We start from the raw sequence: 18,300 nt of genomic DNA, 5'->3' as shown, positions 1-18,300 counted from the left end.
TTAATAAACACGTTCTTTGGGCATAAAAGGATCGACATGCTTAGGTGATGCATTAACTGGTCTAAAATCAATCGTCTCCCCTTCCTCAAAATAAAGTGTATGTTTAATCCAGTTTTTATCATCTCTATTTGGATAATCCTCTCGACTATGTGCACCACGACTTTCAGTACGTACCATGGCAGATTGTGCCGTAGCATATGCAGTTGCCATTAAATTATCCAACTCCAACGCACTCACTCGTTCAGTATTAAATACTTTGCTTTTATCCGCTAATTTGGCATGTGCTAAACGTTCACGTAAAGCTTGAAGGCGTTTTAATCCAGAAGCCATGACATCACCAGTACGGAACACGCCAAAATCCTCTTGCATCACACGCTGCATTTCATCATGAATTACCGCAGGACTTTCACCCTCTTTTGAATTGTTCCATCGATTATATCGCTCTAAAGACGGAGCAAGATCATCATCACTAACATAGGCCACATCTGGTAAATGGTTTGATTGCCATAATTCTTCAACATGTAAGCCTGCTGCTCGCCCAAATACAACTAAATCAAGCAAAGAATTACCACCTAGACGATTTGCCCCATGTACTGATACACAAGCACACTCACCTACGGCATACAAACCTTCTACTACATGTTCTTTACCTTTGGTTTTGGTAATCACTTGTCCATACATATTGGTAGGGATGCCTCCCATACTATAATGGCAAGTAGGAACGACAGGAATAGGCTCAACAATCGGATCAATACCTGCGAACTTAAGCGATAACTCACGAATTCCGGGCAAACGAGACTTAATCAGATCTGCACCTAAATGATCTAATTTTAATTTAACATGATCAATACCCTTAGGATCAAATCCTTTCCCTGCTCGTATTTCTAAAGCCATAGAACGCGCTACGACATCTCGGGAAGCCAAATCTTTAACTCGAGGTGCGTAACGCTCCATAAAACGCTCGCCATCTTTGTTAATTAAATAACCTCCTTCACCGCGACACCCTTCCGTTACCAAAACACCTGCTCCAGCAATTCCCGTAGGATGAAATTGCCACATTTCCATGTCTTGTAAAGGAATGCCGGCTCTTAATGCCATACCATATCCATCACCTGTATTAATAAAAGCATTCGTAGTCGATTGATAAATACGACCAGCTCCACCAGTAGCCAAAATACATACTCGTGCTTGAAAAAAGACTACTTCACCTGTTTCAATACTCATTGCGGTTACACCACAAATACGCCCATGAGCATCTTTAACTAAATCAAGAGCATACCACTCGCTAAATATGGACGCTTTTGCTTTTAAATTTTGTTGATAAAGAGTGTGAAGTAACGCATGTCCTGTTCTATCTGCCGCAGCGCAAGTACGGGCTGCTTGATCACCACCAAAATTTTTAGATTGGCCTCCAAACTGGCGTTGATAAATTTTACCATTATCCATGCGAGAGAAAGGCAAACCCATATGCTCCAATTCATAGACAGCTTCAGGACCTGTTTTGCAAAGATATTCAATCGAATCTTGATCACCAATATAATCAGCCCCTTTTACAGTATCATACATATGCCAGCGCCAATCGTCATCATGTGCATTTCCTAATGCACATGTAATACCGCCTTGTGCCGAAACAGTATGTGAGCGGGTTGGAAATACTTTAGATAAGAGTGCAACTTTTAAACCCGATTTAGCCATCTGCAGTGAAGCACGCATTCCAGCTCCACCTGCACCTATAATTACTGCATCAAATTCATTACGTGCAATTGCCATGCTACCGCCCCCAAAGGATCATTAAGCCCCAGATAAATTGACTAAGGAGCCATAAAATAACTATCATTTGTACTGATACACGCAGAGCAGTACATTTTATATAATCTGTAGTTACAGTCCAAATACCTATCCAAGCATGCAAAGAAAGAGCAAATAAGGCAATTATGGATGCAATCTGAACTACGATATTAGAAAACAGAGCATGCCATTGAACAAAACTCAGCTCAGGATGAGATAACAAAAAACCGATTATAAAAATAGTGTACACAGCAAAATAAACAGCCGTTACTCGTTGAATTAACCAATCTTTTAACCCATTTCCTGTCAAGCTAGTGACATTAGTTACCATATCCAGATTCCTAGAAAAATTGTCAAAATAACGGTAAGAGCAATGACTAAAACTGCCGAATTCCGGCCGGCATTAAGATGCTCACCAAATCCTATATCCATCAAAAGATGCCGTATCCCTGCAAGCAAATGATAAATCATGGCCGTACCAAATGCCCAAACCACCATTTTATAACATGCTTGAGATAATAAATTTTTCACGTGAAGAAACGTTTCTTCTGATTGTACTGATTGACCCAAAATAAATAACATAATGGGCAATAATAAAAATAAAATCACCCCTGAAATCCGATGTAATATAGAAGCGATTGCCATTGGAGGGTATTTCAAACTCACCAAATCTAGATTAATGGGTCTTTTTTTATTCACTGTAAGTTTCTTCCTTAATTTAGAGAAAGTTATTAAATAAAGTACAAATGCGAGTATAGCACTCTGTTTTTATCACGCAAGATTAAGTCTCTATGGAATTTGAATAAAAGTAAACAGTATCTGTATTTTAGACAATTTTCTATTATTATTCGTAAATTCAGTATATTCGCTATTAAAACATGGAACAACGTCTACTCACTCAGCAAGTGAGAAATAAGAACTCTTATCTCTTAGGAGATGAAGGATTTGATTTATGGGGTTGTTTATATGTATCTCGCGGTGACTCAGGAGGATATCCGTATTTGTCTGCATTTTGTTTCACAATTTGTAAATAACGCTCGCCCCACTCACCCGGATCAAAGTTAGTAACTACCACATTGTAAGCCAGGTTAATAATGGATTCAAAAGCCTTTCTTTGGGGCATCAAATGTCCTCCAAAAGATACTTGAACTTCTGTATCTGTGGCAATACCTTCTGTTTTCAAACGCTCCACCAAAATGTAAATCATTTTTTCTATGGTCATATAGAGTTTGTGCATGGACATGCCCACACTATACATTTCGACACTTTTTGAAGTAGCTAGTTTTGATCCGGAATCATGAATAGGATATACGAATTCATATTCATCTGTACCTGGAATTAGCTCAGGCTTAATAATCACAGGAGGTGAAATAATATTAATAAATGGAGACACAATATATAACTGAAAATCCGCCCACCGCCACCAAATTTGATAAACTCTCTCAACTAGAACTACCGGATCATTTAAATCTGCCTCCATTTCTAATCGACGTGTACCAATATCGATGCCAATCGTTGGAGTTTCAGGGGTATCAGTATTATCAGCCATTTATTTATCACATAAAAATCAAGCTATAAGACTATATTAGCTCAAATTTCGCCACGGGGCACGCAAGTTAAAGTCGCATCAGTAAAAAAACTGTAAAAATTCTCATGAAGCAACCTATTTTATCAGTTGAAAAAGTTTATGAAAGATATTGGTAATATTCAAGCTCTTGAGGGCGACATTTAAAGCAAGTACTGTTGCATTGAACCTTTTCCTGACACTTACCTATCACTCCTTTACCCATCCATAGATTAAGCATCGGTTGCAATGCTTGGAAGTCCAAATGAAATTCTCTAATTAATTGTTGCGTACTTACTACACCTTTTCGGCGAATATAATCACGTATTTGCAGCAGCATTAGTTCTCCTCATACTTCGCTTTTTCAAAAAATGTATGACAATAATAAAAATCAGAACAAACAAAGATCCAGTGATCCAAGAAATACTTACTCCTGAAGACTGAATCCATTTCGCTGTTTGATAAAATAAAACTGCAGCCATATAAGCAACCACAAAAGACCAGATTACTGAAATCCACATTAACTTTCTGTTTGCTTCTTGCCTAATTACTGCCATAGTAGACACACAAGGAATATAAAGAAGTACAAAAAGTAAATAAGCGAAGGCGCCGATTTGACCATCAAAACGCTGAGCCATAATTCCATATACAGATTGAGATACCGGGCTATCTGCCGCACTTGCTAATACAGGGTTTGCTAATGCAGAGCCTAATTGTGATAAATTCTCTGGAATAGACCAAAAAGCCGCTTTAATACCTGCCCAAAGATCAAAATGTGCTGCAGCTATCTCACCTACATGACCTACTTGAGCATAAAGTGAGTTCAAGGTACCGACTACTACCTCTTTGGCCAGCATCCCCGTTAACAGTCCTACTGTTGCAGGCCAATTATCTTGATGAATACCCATAGGAGCAAAAAAAGGAGTAATCCACTGTCCCATTAAAGACAATAATGATTGCGTACTTGCCTCACCTGAATTAATACCGCCATCCATGGTAATCGCATTTAATCCACCCAAAAGAACACAAACAGGTAGAATTAATTTTCCTGCACGCAGCACAAAAAAACGCAACCGCATCAATGTTTCTTTAAATAACCGTTTCAATGCAGGCTTATGATACGCAGGGAGTTCCAAAATCAATGGCGATGCATGCCCTTTTAAAGTGGATTTTCGCAATATGAAGCCAGTTAATACAGCCATTAGAATGCCAATAATATATAAAGAAAAAACAATGTTTTGGCCACCTGAAGGGAAAAATGCGGCAACAAATACTGCATAAATGGCCAAGCGAGCACTGCATGACATAAATGGGCTCATCATTACAGTTAATAATCTATCACGTTCTGAATCTAATGTACGCGCAGCCATAATAGCGGGTACGTTACAACCAAAACCCACAATCATCGGTACAAAAGACTTACCTGGTAACCCCAGAGCGCGCATCGCCTTATCCACAACAAAAGCAGCTCTTGCCATATATCCCGACGTTTCAAGTAATGATAAAAAGAAAAACATTGCCGCAATGACAGGAATAAATGTTAGTGTGGTGTTAATGCCTTTTCCCACCCCATTGGCTAATAAGGCAATTAACCAATTCGGAGCATGAATTTGTTCTAATAGCCAAGCAGTTCCCTGGACAAATAGGGTATCGGTACTAATATCAAAAAAGTCTTGAAATGCGCCACCAATATTGATTGCAAATAAGAACATCAAATACATCATGGCAAAAAATATAGGTAGCGCCCAAAAACGATGCAATACAACTCTATCGACTTTTGCGGTAAAATGCTCACTGGCATCACTACGTTTTTTCTGAACTGAAATCACGATTTCGTGTATTTTTTGATATCGAGCATCAGCCAATAAGATATCTAAATTAGCTTCTTCTGGATTCAATGAAGCTAAATTCTTAGACAAGGCTTGTCCCAACAGCAATACGTCTCCTTCTGCAATCCTACGCGCTTGATAAAAAGCAAGCGACTGGCTATAGCCCTCATTAATTAACTGGTTTTCCAAAGCTATTAATACTTCTTGTATTGGTTTAGACAAGGGAAGTGTCCAAGGCATAATGACTTGCGGTAATTGCGTCAGAGCTTGTTTAAGTAGAGGAATACCTACCATTTTATGAGCTTGGATTGCGACTACAGGACAACCTAGTCGTTGAGATAAGGCATTGATATCTATAGTTATGCCTCGTTGCTGAGCAATATCCATCATGTTGAGCGCAAGTATTACGGGTGTGCCTAATTCTAGAATTTGACTGGTTAAATATAAGTGTCGCTCGAGATGGCAAGCATCGATCACATTAATAATACAATCTGCTTGCGTAGAAACAACCGCTTGTGCTGCAATTCGCTCATCCTGACTGATTCCATCAGCATTAGCGACTAATGAATAGACTCCTGGCAAATCAGTTATTTTTATACGTTGCTCATCGAGGAAAAATTCACCGGTTTTCTTTTCAACAGTAACACCAGGCCAATTTCCTATACGTTGATTATCTCCAGTTAATGCATTAAATAAAGTGGTCTTACCACAATTAGGATTACCAACGAGTAACACATGAGTCATACATACTCCAAAACCAATTGATTCGCCTCTTCTTTACGCAAAGTTAAAGCAGTTCCTCTGACTTCAATTTGTATAGGGCAACCTAAAGGAGCAATACGAACAACTGAAAACTCGGTACCACACGTTACACCTAAAGATAAAAGCCTACGTCGATACTGCATATCCGTTGGACCAAAACTTGTTAATCGTACTTTATCACCTTGGACTAGCTCTGTAATTTTTACCATGTGCGAACAAGCAAATAAGGAAATACATTTATTTTAGCATAAATGGAATCGAGAATCATTCTCAGTTAAGGAAAAAGTAATGTATTTTGGGCTTTAAATCGTAAAATTTTTGATCACACTGTTATCGTTAATGTAAAAAAGATAATTCAAGGGGCATCACTTACCTAAGAAATAACACGTTGTTACGGAGGGCTTTGCTCCACTTTAGACTCCGACTGAGTCCTATTACGATTCAGAATCATCCGAAACCAACTGTTGTAACTCTCGTTTCGGATGGCGTGCCAAATAATCTACAGACTGCATTTCCAATAAACGACTTAAAGTTCGTTTAAAAGTTTCCATCATTTCACCCTCAACATATAACTGTTCTGCAGTAACTTCAGCAGATATAATAATATTAATGCCACGATCATACATCACATCAATCAAATGAATGAACATAATAGTTTGTAATGTATGATTTACAGTCAAAACAGGCACGTCACTTAAAAAAATAGTGTCAAATTTATCTGCTAACTCTAAATAATCTAATTGGCTACGCGGAAGATTACACAAAATATCAAAAGCGAACCAAATTGATTTTATTCCACATTTCAGATAGGGAATTGCACGTTTTTGGATCGTAATAATGCCATGCTCTTGAAATTCACTGTTTAATAACACAAATTGTTTTTCCATCGCCTGACTTGTTTGCTGATTCAGTGGACATAGGTATGCATCTAATAATGGCGCACGTCCCACTCGATAATCTCTTTGTTCATTCAAGCAAAGAACCTCACAATTTTCTTTAATAGCAGTGATGGCAGGTAAAAATCGTTTACGATGAACACCATCTCGATACAAATCATCTGGAGGGATATTTGATGAAATTACTAAAATAACACCATGAGCAACTAAAGCCTTGAGTAATTCAGCCAAGATCATGGCGTAAGCCACATCATGAACCATAAATTCATCGAAACAGAGTATCCGAGTTTTTTTGGCAAGTTTCTTAGCAATATGAAGTAGAGGATTTTTTTGTCCCTGTAACAATCTTAATTGTGCATCAACTTGTTGCATAAAATGGTGGAAATGAAAACGTGCTTTCTTTTTTTCCTCAAGAAACTCATAAAAAAGATCAACCAAATAAGTTTTTCCCACTCCAACAGGACCATAAAGATATATTCCTTTGATTCGAGATTTAATCAAAGGATAAAACCATGAAGAGTTTGATTTTTTTATTTCCTCAGCAAGCCGCTGAAAATGCTGTAATATGCCTCTTTGTAACGAATCATCGTCAATTTCGCCACGAGCAACCGCCGCTTCATATTGAGTGATTAACGTCATTGTAGAACAACCTGAGAAGTTATATATTCAATCAGTCTTGTTTTAAGTTCTATCAATTTTCCGTGAAAAAAATGACTCGTATTTGCAAAACGAATGACTGGAATCTCAGGATGTAACTGCGCTGCAAAATCAAAAACTAACCCAGGAGGAACGACCTCATCTTCATCACCTTGGACAATAATCCAGGGAGAAGGTACAGGAGTAAACTCACGATAATTATAGTGATGTATTGGTGGAGCTATCGTGATTAATAAATCTGCATTAGCTTGTGCTGCTGTCCGATAAGCAACATAAGATCCAAAAGAGAAACCCGCAAAAATTAATTTCTTTTCAGGGCGCTCTTTTTGCAACTCACGAACCAAAACAAGCATATCCTCACTTTCACCCTGTCCCGCATCATAAGATCCTTCAGACTGTCCCACCCCTCTAAAATTAAAACGCAATGAAGGAATACCTAATTCTTTAAAAACACGCGCCAGAGTAGTAACCACTTTATTGTTCATTGTACCGCCCTGCAGGGAATGCGGGTGTCCTAAAAAAGCAATAAATGCGGTCTCATTTTGTTCAGGCACAGTCAAAACTGCTTCTAACTTACCAATCATGCCTTGCAACAATAGGGGATGCTCGCCTGGAATAGCTAATTTTTCAATGATTTGCATAAAAACCTGTCAACATGAAGTATTTTATTTTTCGCAACTATAGGGCTGTTACGTGAAATAGGAATGATACCTCAGAATTTTAAAGGAACAAAATAGACCTCTTAATTTAACGCTACTTCTCAACTCTCAGAATTTAAATTATGATACGTAACGCGTTGACCGATTGGCAGCGACTTTAAATTTTTAACTTTTGGAGGACTTGATCCATGCGACAGGTACCTGTAGTGCATATTGCTTTCCTTAAATCATGCTTGCTCCAGTTTCTTAAATTAAGGAGTAACACAAATGAAAATTCATGATTTCAAACGTAAAAAAGAAGAACAACAAAAAATCGTCATGGTCACATGCTATGATTATCCTTCTGCCTGTATTGTCTCTGAATCTAACGTAGATTGTGTCCTTGTTGGTGATTCAGTAGCTATGGCAGTACATGGCCACGAAACAACCATTATGGCGACCATAGAAATGATGGTGCTTCATACCCAAGCCGTAGCGCGTGGTTTAAAACAGCAATTTTTAATTAGCGACCTCCCCTTTTTAAGTCATAAAACTTCATTAGCTCAAACTGTAGAACATGTGAAAAACCTATTACGCTCAGGAGCACATGCTGTAAAAATCGAGGGTGCTGATGCAGATACCTGTCAAACCATTTCCTATCTGGTCAGTGCTGGTGTTCCTGTTATGGGCCATATTGGTTTGACACCTCAATCCATTCACCAATTAGGCGGCTACAAAGTACAGGGAAGAAAGCCAGAGCAAGCAGAAACACTGATTCAACAAGCACTTCGTTTAGAAGCAGCTGGCTGTTTTGCTCTTGTAATTGAATGCGTTCCTCAACCATTAGCTCAAGAGATTACTCAGTCATTGCGCATACCTACTATTGGCATTGGGGCCGGTTCTGATACTGATGGTCAAGTCCTTGTCTGGCATGATATGTTGGGCTTACAAACTGATTTTAATCCCAAGTTTGTCAAAAGATACATACAAGGTAAAGAAATACTGCTGAATGCGTTAAACGCTTATGCACAGCAAGTACAACAGGTTAGTTTTCCAGCATCTGAGCATGCATTTTAAATGACGTGAGCTCGACATAAAGGGTGTGCATATCCTTTATGTCACTCAGTGAACTTATCCCGTAAAAATGCGTAATATTTTTATACAGGATCCATTCAAAACAATCAGTTCGATGTAATAAAATAGACTCTATATCGAACTCACATAATGAGGAACATCTTGATGCAAATTTTTCATAATCTTGAAGAATGGATGACTTTCCGTAAAACATTATCCACTGAATTGACTCTAGGTTTTGCACCTACCATGGGTAATTTGCACGCAGGACATACATCTTTATTTTTAGCAAGCCAAAAAGAAAATCACTACACTGCTTCTAGTTTATTTATAAATCCAACGCAATTTAATCAAGCAGAAGATTTTAAATTATATCCACGCACCTTAGAAGCAGATGTGAAGATTATGGAGGATTCGGGTGTAGACTTTTGTATTCTTCCTGACGACAAAGCAATGTATGCAGATGGATATAATTATCAAGTACATGAACATCAACTATGTCAGTTGATGGAGGGCAAACATCGACCTGGACATTTTAACGGTGTATTGACGGTAGTCATTAAATTATTGAATCTGGTCAAACCGCATAGAGCCTATTTTGGAGAAAAAGATTATCAACAATACCAACTAATCCAAGGAATGGCCAAAGCATTCTTTCTGGATACAGAAATCAAAGTATGTTCAACCCTGCGTGAGCCCAGTGGATTAGCCTATAGTTCGCGCAATAATCGCCTTAGCAAAGAGCAAAAAACTACAGCTGAGAAATTTGCCGCTTTGTTTCAACAAAAAGATAAATCGTGCACACAAATCATTGAAGAATTAACTCAAAAAAATATTGTTGTGGAGTATGTTGAAGAACATCAAGGTCGTCGATATGCAGCAGTACGAATTGGTGATATCCGCTTGATTGACAATTATACAATAACCAACGAATAGCCTATTACATATAAGCCCTCTATAATCGCAGGGGGCTATTACAGGTATATTGGAAAGTGGCATTGAGAAGAACATCACTCTTTGCGAACACCAGAGATGGAGGAGGTGCCACAAAGTGAAATCATCGCAAGATTTATTGATCGACCTCTTCGCTTTTACCCCTATAATAACTCTGGAATCGCCTCTTCCTTATCTTTTTCTACGACAGGCTGGACCCTAATAGCTTGAGATGAAAAACTAGGTGCAGCTGATTGCGCAGGAATACCGGCCCAATGAGTATTTTCAGGTAAACGCTCACCTTTCATTAATAAAGAAAGGCTTCCTAAGGTAGAATTTTCTTCCATCAGCGTATTATAAAGAATGATGGAGTCAGCCCCTACGTTACATCCAGAGTTAATTGTTAAATGAGAGACTTTAAATACTCGATCTTCATAAAGATGAGTCTGTATTCTCGCCCCGTCATTAATACATACATCATCACCAATAGTAATTAAATCAAACTCTGCAAATCCTTCCGTACCCACATAAATTCGTTTGCCTACTTTAGTTCCCAAACAACGTTCAACACAAAGCGCAAAAGGAGTCCCTAAAACTTTTTCAGTAAAATGGGGGTTAATAAAGTAGCTATACGAATATTCAATCACATCATTTTTCCAAATAAAAGGATCCCACAATGGTTTAGTTAAAGGTTTCAATTTACCCAACATTATCCACTTTAAAGCAATTAATAAACTAATCAGACTGGCAGTAAAAAATAATTCAGTTGGAGGTAATACAAGTGCCGTAACAAACCAGGAGTGCTCCATGAGCATATAATCCACAACATACAATAAATTAAACAAAATGATTAGTGAAAATGCTGTTGGTAAAATAATTCTTATAAACTCAATAAGCAAGCGTAGACAATAAAGTTTAAGGGGCGGATTAAATCTCTCTTGCTCAGAAAATCCAACCGCTAATTCCCGCCGAGGGAGAAAAACAGCCGGGGAACCCAACCAGGAAGAATAGGGTTCTTTTGCTTGCTCACCAGGAGGAGTCACAGAAAGACACCCTAACAGTGCCCCATCACCAATTGATTGGCCTGCAGGTAACAAACTTACATTACCCACAAATGCTTCTTGTCCAATAGACACTGGCGCAAAAGAAATAAAGCCGTTGTAAACATTAGGCCAAGCTAGAGCAACCGAACTGGCGGTAAATCCTCCATCTTTAATGGTAAGAAGATCAGGTATAAGATGCGGTGTTTCACCCATTTCCACTTTTTTGCCCAATTTTGCCCCAAGCAAACGCAAAAAAGCAGGAAGATACAAGGAGTCTGCCAGAACGTGTATTTCATTAACATCAAAAATTTTCATAAACGTCCAATGGCGAAGATAATACCAACTTTTTAAAGGATAATGGCCGGGTTTTACCTTATGCAAAATAATCTTTTTACAAATTAGGGTACAAAGATAATAAGAGCTTAAAAATAATATGCTCCCTAAAGGGATGGCAAAAAACATGGTAGTAAAATAACGTCCTTGATCATAATAATAGCTAATTAATGAAATTGATGGGATGAGACACAAGTAATACACCATGATGGCAAAGACTATGCCTAGATAATGAAGAAGACCAAAACAGATACTCTTCACTCTAGTTGGCTCTGTAATCTTTACTTGTCGTTGGGTAATATGATCGGCAGGAAGAGCGCCAGATACTGCCGGAGAACCTGAAAAATAAGTCTTTTTCGGGAGTACGCCCTGATCAGGAAGCATCGACATTTCGTCCAGAACGGCATGACTTTCAATTGTTGTATTGATCCCAATTACCGAACGAGGGCCTACGTAACAATGATCACCTATAGCTATAGTTCCTATTTTTAACCAACCATCTTCAACGATATAACCATTTAATTTACTGTCAGTGCCTATAGAAGTATTCTCTCCTACACTGAATAAATCAGGAGTTCCCACATACATAGACCCTATATAACAATTTTTTCCTATTTTAGCGCCTAATAATCGATAATAGATATTAATCAAAGAAGAGCCAACCAAAAATTTAGGCAGAAACAAATTATGTTGCAGTCGTCGCACCAACCACCAACGAAAATAAAACCACCCCCATAAGGGATATTTTCCTGGTTTTACTTGCCCTAATAATAGCCATTTCAATCCTACTGTTATAAATAAAGAAATGAATGGCATCGATAAAAATAAAGCAAAAAATACAAGCTCTGACTCTTTTGAGATCATTGAATATTTAGAGCTGACCCAGCTATAACACAGAATCACCGCTAATAATTGCAAAGTTCCTAAACCATATTGTAAGAAACAACCAAATACCTGCCCCAAACCACACAAATAATAATTCCATGCTGGGACCTTGTACTTCTCCTTAACGATCTCTTCTTTATGAGAGTTCGAATGAGTCTTCGCATCATGAAACTTCTGTTCTAACTGTCTAATTGTAGGGTTTTTATATAAATCTAAAATTGATATATTTTGCAAAGCAGGTATTTTGCGCAAATTAGAAATGACTTTAGCTGCATACAGCGAATGGCCACCTAAATCATAGAAAAAATCATCATCCATTGAAATGTTTGAACAGTTTAATGCCTCTTCCCAAACCAGTGCGATTTCTTTGGCAAGTGTAGAAGTGGGTGTATTTTTTAATTTTTCAGTTTTCTGTTGTGCAGGTTTTGGCAACTCTTTTCTATTTATTTTGCCACTTGCCAAAACAGGAAAAGTTTCTAAAACTTCGATTATTGAGGGAATCATATAATCAGGCAGACAAGATCTTAAAAAAGCCTTAAGCTTATTGGCGTCAAATATAGGGCTTTTATCAAGAATTAAATAAGCAACTAAAGTAGGCTGCTCCAGTACTTGCAAAGAAACCACTGCTTGTTTAATTCCAACATAGCTCATAATGACCGCTTCAATTTCGTTTAATTCAATACGAAATCCACGCAACTTGACTTGATCATCTACACGCCCTGCAAAACGTAATTCCCCATGAGCCGTTCTTGAAACCAGATCACCTGTTCGGTACAAGCGTTGCTTTTTATTTTTTGGATTCAACACAAATTTTTCTGCTGTATTCTCAGGCCGATTTACATAACCCCGCGCCAAAGCAACTCCGGCAATACATAACTCGCCTTCTACACCTGTTTCTACTTCTTGTAATTGCTCATCCACGATAAGCACTTCATAACCCGGTAAAGGCCGGCCTATGGTAATTTCTTTTTCAGGATGACATTCAGCATAAGTAGCAATAACTGTAGCCTCAGTAGGGCCATAAGTATTGACAATCCGTAATCCGTCTCTACTCCAACGTTTGACTAAACTTGTGGGACAAGTTTCCCCACCCAAAATTAACAGCCGTAAACTCGGTAGTTGCTCTTCCAACGTAGCTAATAAAGTAGGTACCGTTGAAAAAACACTGACCTTATGTTGTTCTAAAAAAGAAATTAAGCCCAACCCGGAGCGTATTTCTTTTGCAGTACATGCAATTAGAGCAGCTCCATTAGCAAAAGCCATCCAAAACTCTTCTAATGAGGCATCAAAAGCCAAAGAAAAACCTTGATACACACGGTCATTACTGTCCATATTATAGAGTTCACTAGCAATTTGAACATAATGACAAATACTGCGTTGCGTAATTTCTACCCCTTTGGGTTTTCCAGTAGAGCCTGAGGTATAAATGATGTAACACAAATCATCAGCACTTCGTTTGCAATGAGGCCTTAAGCGGATTGTAGGTTGTTTGGCGATTTCCTCACTCAGCGTATCAAGCGTATAAAAAACTGGCCAAATCAACTTTTTATTTGCCACTTGCAGCGATGTGGTTAAAACAGCATCAAACGCCAGATCAGAGAGAATATAGTTAATTCGTTCGTCTGGATAATCAACTTCAATAGGAACATACACTGCCCCTGTTTTTAAAATAGCTAAGATGGCAATATAGCATTCTACGGATCGCTCTAATAGGATCCCTACGACACTCCCTTTGGTTATTTTTTTCTCATAAAGGTAATGAGCCAATTGATTCGCACGACACTCTAATTCTTGATAGGAAATAAATGCATTATCACAAATTAAAGCAATATTACTTGAATAATGATCCACGGAACGTTCAAAAAAATGATGCAATTGCATAGTGTTATAACCGGATGAAAAGCTCAAATGGGTTGCTCCTATTTATTGCGTCATTTTCCATGATTCATTAATTTTAATGCTTATTTGAATAAAGCGAAGCAGACAAAACATATTTCAATATCTATAATTCGCATCACTAGTATTGGAGCTTACGGAAAAACGCATAGAAGCAAAATTATTTTTGCGAATTATAATTCTTTGTTCCATCACAATCGACCCCATTATAATAATTTTTTAATTACATTCGCGGCGGCATTTGGGGAGCGACATCAAAGGTATTTTCATGCCTTTGATGTCGAACATGTTATTTAGCAAAAATTTGTTGCAAAAAATAGCTCATCGCTTGCCAAGAGCGTTGTGCGGCAACTTCATTATAAATAGTGCCCAGTTGAGTATCATGTGCATTTGGATTAGTAAATGCATGCTGAACATGTCCGTACATATGCATTTGCCAATCCACGTTGGCATCCGTCATCTCTTTGCAAAATGCGTGTACCTGTTCGGGCTGGACCATAGGATCATCATAACCATGTAAAGCTAAAATCTTCGCTTTGATAGGCTCTGATTTAAGAGTTCCAGGTTGATGTAATAGCCCATGAAAACTCACCACGCCCTTAAGATCCGCACCAGAACGTGCTAATTCAAGGGCACATAAACCACCAAAACAAAAACCTATAATTGCAACTTGGTTACCGTCTACTTTAGGAATACAGCAAACAGCAGCTAATCCGGCCTTTATCCGCTGGCGTAACAAAGATTGTTGTGACATTAAGGGAGTCATTAAGGCTTGCTTTTCCTCTACAGTAGCACCAAGTTTCCCTTGACCATACATATCTACGGCAAAACCAATATAGCCCATCTCCGCAAGCATTTTTGCTTTATCGCACGCAAATTCGTTACGACCCGACCAATCGTGGACAACTAATACTGCAGGTCGAGTTCCAACAATAGATCGATCATATGCTAAAAAACCCAGAAGTTCCTGTTCCCCATCGCGATAAATATGATTTGAAGTATGCATATCAAGCTCCCTGAAGTAAGACAAAATAAATAAACCTAAATAGTGAGATCGTAAATTTGTCATCAGAATAGCTATTTTGTTCAAAATCCAGTAGCTAGTCATTCAGAATGAATTCAACGTATTTTTAGTTTAAAAAGAGTGTAGTTTATATTAATTGAGGTGCAGAGATAAAGTCATGAATATTTGTCTAAAAATTATAAGTAGTGCCCCTTTTTTTCGACTACACTTAAAATAAAATCTAACGGGGGAATTAATCATGATCACTTCATCATTAACCCATGTACGAGATTTATTACATGCGCAATTGTGTTATCAGGCTTTTATTACGCCTATCTTTTTTCCTTTGGAAAAACCATACAGAGATTTTGCCAAACGTGCTTGTGAATTTATTGAGGGAATCCGCACTGAAGTTATTCACCAAGAGTTGCCTCGTCATTATGTATTGCATCGTTTTGCGCCTCAACACGATACAAACAATAAAAAAGTGCTGATTGCTCACGGGTGGATATCGCGTGCAGCTTATATGGCTCGTTTAATCGACTCCTTATATCAACAAGGATATGAAGTATATGCCCTCGATTTTCCAGCGCATGGAGAAGCTAAAGGGTTGCAATTACCCTGGACAGATGCAATAACCATTTTGAGAGATACGATCAATCAATATGGACCATTCTATGCAGTTATCGGACATTCATTTGGTGGTTCCATGTTACTTAACACATTGAATGTGTCAGGCCAGCTTCCCGATTGGCAATTAAAATATAAACCAGAATGCGCCATTTTAATTGCATCACCAACTCAAATGCGAAGTCCTGTAAACCGTATCGCAAAAAAATTTAAGCTGAGTGGACATGGGTATCTTCAATTAAGACAAGTGATGCGTCAGCAAGCGCAATTTGACCTGAAATTGATACGATTAAATCATTTTATTTCACAAACACCGCATGTTTCTTTTTTATGTATCCATGGAGAACTGGATAAAACGATTAGTACTAAAGAGTCCATCGAGTTCTGTAAGAAGTATCCTGATGCAAAATTATGCTTACTTCCAGAGGCGAATCATATCAGTGTATTAATGGATGAACGAGTGGAACGCTTAGTTTGTGATTTTTTAGAGGATAGGGATTAAAAGCCTTACCCAAGTTTTCTTTATTATCCCCAGACAAGGCACGTTTACTGAAAAACCTAACTTTCCATATACTGCTTAAGCTTTTTCATGGCATTTTTTTCTAATTGTCGAACACGCTCGGCAGATACATCATATTTTTTAGCTAAATCATGTAAGGTCAATTTTTCTTCTGACAACCAACGTTGCTGTAAAATATCCTGGCTACGCTCATCTAATTGTTCTAAGGCTAACATCAACTTCTCGCGTCCTTGATCACTAGTGCTATCATTTTCCAACAACACAGAAGGATCGTCATTTGGATTAAATAAATAACGTTCAGGAGCGGTATGAAAATCATCATGATCATCTGCATCTGGAGCATCGTAAGGTGTGTCCATTGCATTCAAGCGTTGTTCCATAACAAGCACGTCTTCACGGCTTACGCCCAGATCATTCGCTACAGCAGTCACATCTTCATGGCTCATCCAGCCTAGGCGGTTTTTCATTTGGCGAAGATTAAAAAATAGCTTACGCTGTGCTTTAGTGGTAGCAACTTTAACAATACGCCAGTTGCGTAAAACAAACTCATGGATTTCTGCTTTAATCCAGTGCACTGCAAAAGAAACAAGGCGTACGCCCATCTTAGGATCGAAACGTTTTACCGCCTTCATCAGACCGATATTACCTTCTTGAATTAAATCATTCAAAGGTAGGCCATATCCTAAATAACCACGAGCGACGCGAACAACATAACGCAAATGAGCAAGTACTAAGCGTCTTGCGGCCTCTAAATCACCTTCAGAATGGAAACGCTCAGCACAAGCAATCTCTTCCTCTAAAGATAACATAGGAATTTGATTTACCCTGTGAATATACGCATCAATACTGCCCACAGGTAAATTTATTCCGGCAAGTTGCAAATATTGGCTCATGCTTCTTCCTCTAAAATTTCGCTGTATAAAAGAGCTCATATTTGAGGCTCTATAGAGGCTAACTGTCGCTTCACAGATAATCTTGCCCCCATCCATCCTAGTATAATTGCAAACAAAACAAGTAGCAAGATCTGGCGCATTGACAACCCTGCTAGCGGATAGTGCATTTGATAAACGACTGCCAATTGATTAAGAGCAGCACCTAAACTGAATATAAAAATATTAACCAAAAAGATTGCAAAAATAGCTCCGATTGCCCCATACCAAATTCCAGAATATAAAAAAGGTCTGAGGATAAAAGGATCTTGCGCACCGATTAGTTTTAAAACCTGAATTTCTTCTTGTCGACTATGAATCGCTAAACGAAGAGTGGTACCAACGATCACCACTACAGCCATTGCCAATAAAGCAAGTAATGAATCAGCAAATGTAGCCGCAAAACTCAAAAGAGCATGCAAACGGCTTATCCACTCCATATCAACTTTTGCATGCTCAACCTGAGTTATCGTTTGCAACTGTCGTGCTAATAAGTCCAATTTAGCAGGTGAGTTAGCCACCAAATCAGGTATCACATCAATCACTGCGGGCAGAGGGTTTTCAGGAAGATAGCGCATAATATCCTGCATCCCTTCTTGTCGTGTCAACTCCGACAGTCCCTCCGCGGAAGACTTTAAGCTAACGTGTGCTACTCCATCAGTTTTACGTACTTCCTGCACTATATTTTGTTGCTCTGCTTCAGATAAGCCAGGTTTTAAATAAAGGGAAATGTGGCCACCACGTTGCCAATTTGCTGTTAGGTGAGCTAAGTTATCAGAAATAATCCAAAAAAGAGCGGGTAACGCTAAGGTAATAGCAATCACAATGGAGGTCATCAGGGTCGCTACGGGCCTACGACATAATAAATTTAAACTTTGTATTGCTGCTTGCAGGTGATAGGCAAGGATTGTTCGCATTCC

At 38.4% G+C, this 18,300-nt stretch carries 16 protein-coding genes; 3 read left to right on the top strand and 13 right to left on the bottom strand.

From position 1 onward, the window contains the following. The 9 genes from sdhA to DYH34_RS01880 all read right to left on the bottom strand — a co-directional run bounded on the left by sdhA (position 1) and on the right by DYH34_RS01880 (position 8,137). Positions 1-1,770: a succinate dehydrogenase flavoprotein subunit gene (gene sdhA / locus DYH34_RS01920; protein WP_058463899.1), complete on the bottom strand. Its 1,770-nt coding sequence runs from the start codon at positions 1,768-1,770 to the stop codon at positions 1-3. Position 1,771: 1 nt separating this feature from the next. Next, a complete protein-coding gene (sdhD, locus tag DYH34_RS01915) occupies positions 1,772-2,119 on the bottom strand; it encodes a succinate dehydrogenase, hydrophobic membrane anchor protein (RefSeq protein ID WP_058463900.1) in 348 nt (115 codons plus the stop codon). Next, the gene (gene sdhC / locus DYH34_RS01910) at positions 2,113-2,487 is read right to left on the bottom strand and encodes a succinate dehydrogenase, cytochrome b556 subunit (protein ID WP_058463901.1); all 375 of its coding nucleotides are present in this window, start codon (positions 2,485-2,487) and stop codon (positions 2,113-2,115) included. The genes sdhD and sdhC overlap by 7 nt, the downstream gene beginning before the upstream one ends. 223 nt (positions 2,488-2,710) lie before the next feature. Continuing rightward, positions 2,711-3,337: a hypothetical protein gene (locus tag DYH34_RS01905; RefSeq protein WP_058463902.1), complete on the bottom strand. Its 627-nt coding sequence runs from the start codon at positions 3,335-3,337 to the stop codon at positions 2,711-2,713. A gap of 136 nt (positions 3,338-3,473) precedes the next feature. Continuing rightward, complete coding sequence (locus DYH34_RS01900) at positions 3,474-3,692, bottom strand: FeoC-like transcriptional regulator (RefSeq protein ID WP_058463903.1); 219 nt, start codon at positions 3,690-3,692, stop codon at positions 3,474-3,476. Continuing rightward, the gene (gene feoB / locus DYH34_RS01895; protein WP_058463904.1) at positions 3,673-5,925 is read right to left on the bottom strand and encodes a Fe(2+) transporter permease subunit FeoB; all 2,253 of its coding nucleotides are present in this window, start codon (positions 5,923-5,925) and stop codon (positions 3,673-3,675) included. The genes DYH34_RS01900 and feoB overlap by 20 nt, the downstream gene beginning before the upstream one ends. Then, on the bottom strand, positions 5,922-6,152 hold the full coding sequence (locus tag DYH34_RS01890; RefSeq protein ID WP_058463905.1) for a FeoA family protein: 231 nt from the start codon (positions 6,150-6,152) through the stop codon (positions 5,922-5,924). The genes feoB and DYH34_RS01890 overlap by 4 nt, the downstream gene beginning before the upstream one ends. Before the next feature lie 225 nt (positions 6,153-6,377). Then, the gene (gene zapE / locus DYH34_RS01885; RefSeq protein WP_058463906.1) at positions 6,378-7,478 is read right to left on the bottom strand and encodes a cell division protein ZapE; all 1,101 of its coding nucleotides are present in this window, start codon (positions 7,476-7,478) and stop codon (positions 6,378-6,380) included. Then, a complete protein-coding gene (locus DYH34_RS01880; protein ID WP_058463907.1) occupies positions 7,475-8,137 on the bottom strand; it encodes an alpha/beta hydrolase in 663 nt (220 codons plus the stop codon). The genes zapE and DYH34_RS01880 overlap by 4 nt, the downstream gene beginning before the upstream one ends. 285 nt (positions 8,138-8,422) lie before the next feature. Between DYH34_RS01880 and panB the strand changes: the two genes are divergently transcribed. Beyond that, positions 8,423-9,211, top strand: a complete 789-nt coding sequence (gene panB / locus DYH34_RS01875) for a 3-methyl-2-oxobutanoate hydroxymethyltransferase (protein ID WP_058463908.1) — start codon at positions 8,423-8,425, stop codon at positions 9,209-9,211. A gap of 162 nt (positions 9,212-9,373) precedes the next feature. Continuing rightward, complete coding sequence (panC, locus tag DYH34_RS01870) at positions 9,374-10,144, top strand: pantoate--beta-alanine ligase (RefSeq protein WP_058463909.1); 771 nt, start codon at positions 9,374-9,376, stop codon at positions 10,142-10,144. A 161-nt stretch (positions 10,145-10,305) separates the two neighbouring features. Here the strand turns inward: panC and DYH34_RS01865 are convergent, their stop codons facing one another. Further along, positions 10,306-14,310 (bottom strand): Pls/PosA family non-ribosomal peptide synthetase, encoded by a 4,005-nt coding sequence (locus tag DYH34_RS01865; RefSeq protein ID WP_238589429.1) that lies wholly within the window; start codon positions 14,308-14,310, stop codon positions 10,306-10,308. Positions 14,311-14,587: 277 nt separating this feature from the next. Continuing rightward, positions 14,588-15,304 (bottom strand): dienelactone hydrolase family protein, encoded by a 717-nt coding sequence (locus DYH34_RS01860; RefSeq protein WP_058463911.1) that lies wholly within the window; start codon positions 15,302-15,304, stop codon positions 14,588-14,590. A 256-nt stretch (positions 15,305-15,560) separates the two neighbouring features. Between DYH34_RS01860 and DYH34_RS01855 the strand changes: the two genes are divergently transcribed. Beyond that, a complete protein-coding gene (locus DYH34_RS01855) occupies positions 15,561-16,433 on the top strand; it encodes an alpha/beta hydrolase (RefSeq protein ID WP_058463912.1) in 873 nt (290 codons plus the stop codon). Positions 16,434-16,489: 56 nt separating this feature from the next. On the opposite strand, the gene rpoH is transcribed toward DYH34_RS01855, so the two are convergent. Both rpoH and ftsX read right to left on the bottom strand, forming a co-directional pair. After that, complete coding sequence (gene rpoH, locus DYH34_RS01850) at positions 16,490-17,344, bottom strand: RNA polymerase sigma factor RpoH (protein ID WP_058463913.1); 855 nt, start codon at positions 17,342-17,344, stop codon at positions 16,490-16,492. A gap of 35 nt (positions 17,345-17,379) precedes the next feature. Continuing rightward, positions 17,380-18,297, bottom strand: a complete 918-nt coding sequence (gene ftsX / locus DYH34_RS01845) for a permease-like cell division protein FtsX (protein ID WP_420795575.1) — start codon at positions 18,295-18,297, stop codon at positions 17,380-17,382. Between the last annotated feature and the right edge of the window lie 3 nt (positions 18,298-18,300).

This window comes from Legionella cincinnatiensis (genome assembly GCF_900452415.1).
In the GTDB taxonomy this organism is placed as follows: Bacteria; Pseudomonadota; Gammaproteobacteria; order Legionellales; family Legionellaceae; genus Legionella; species Legionella cincinnatiensis.
Note: the sequence above shows the minus strand (reverse complement) of the source record. Positions and strands in the feature narration are given on the sequence as shown.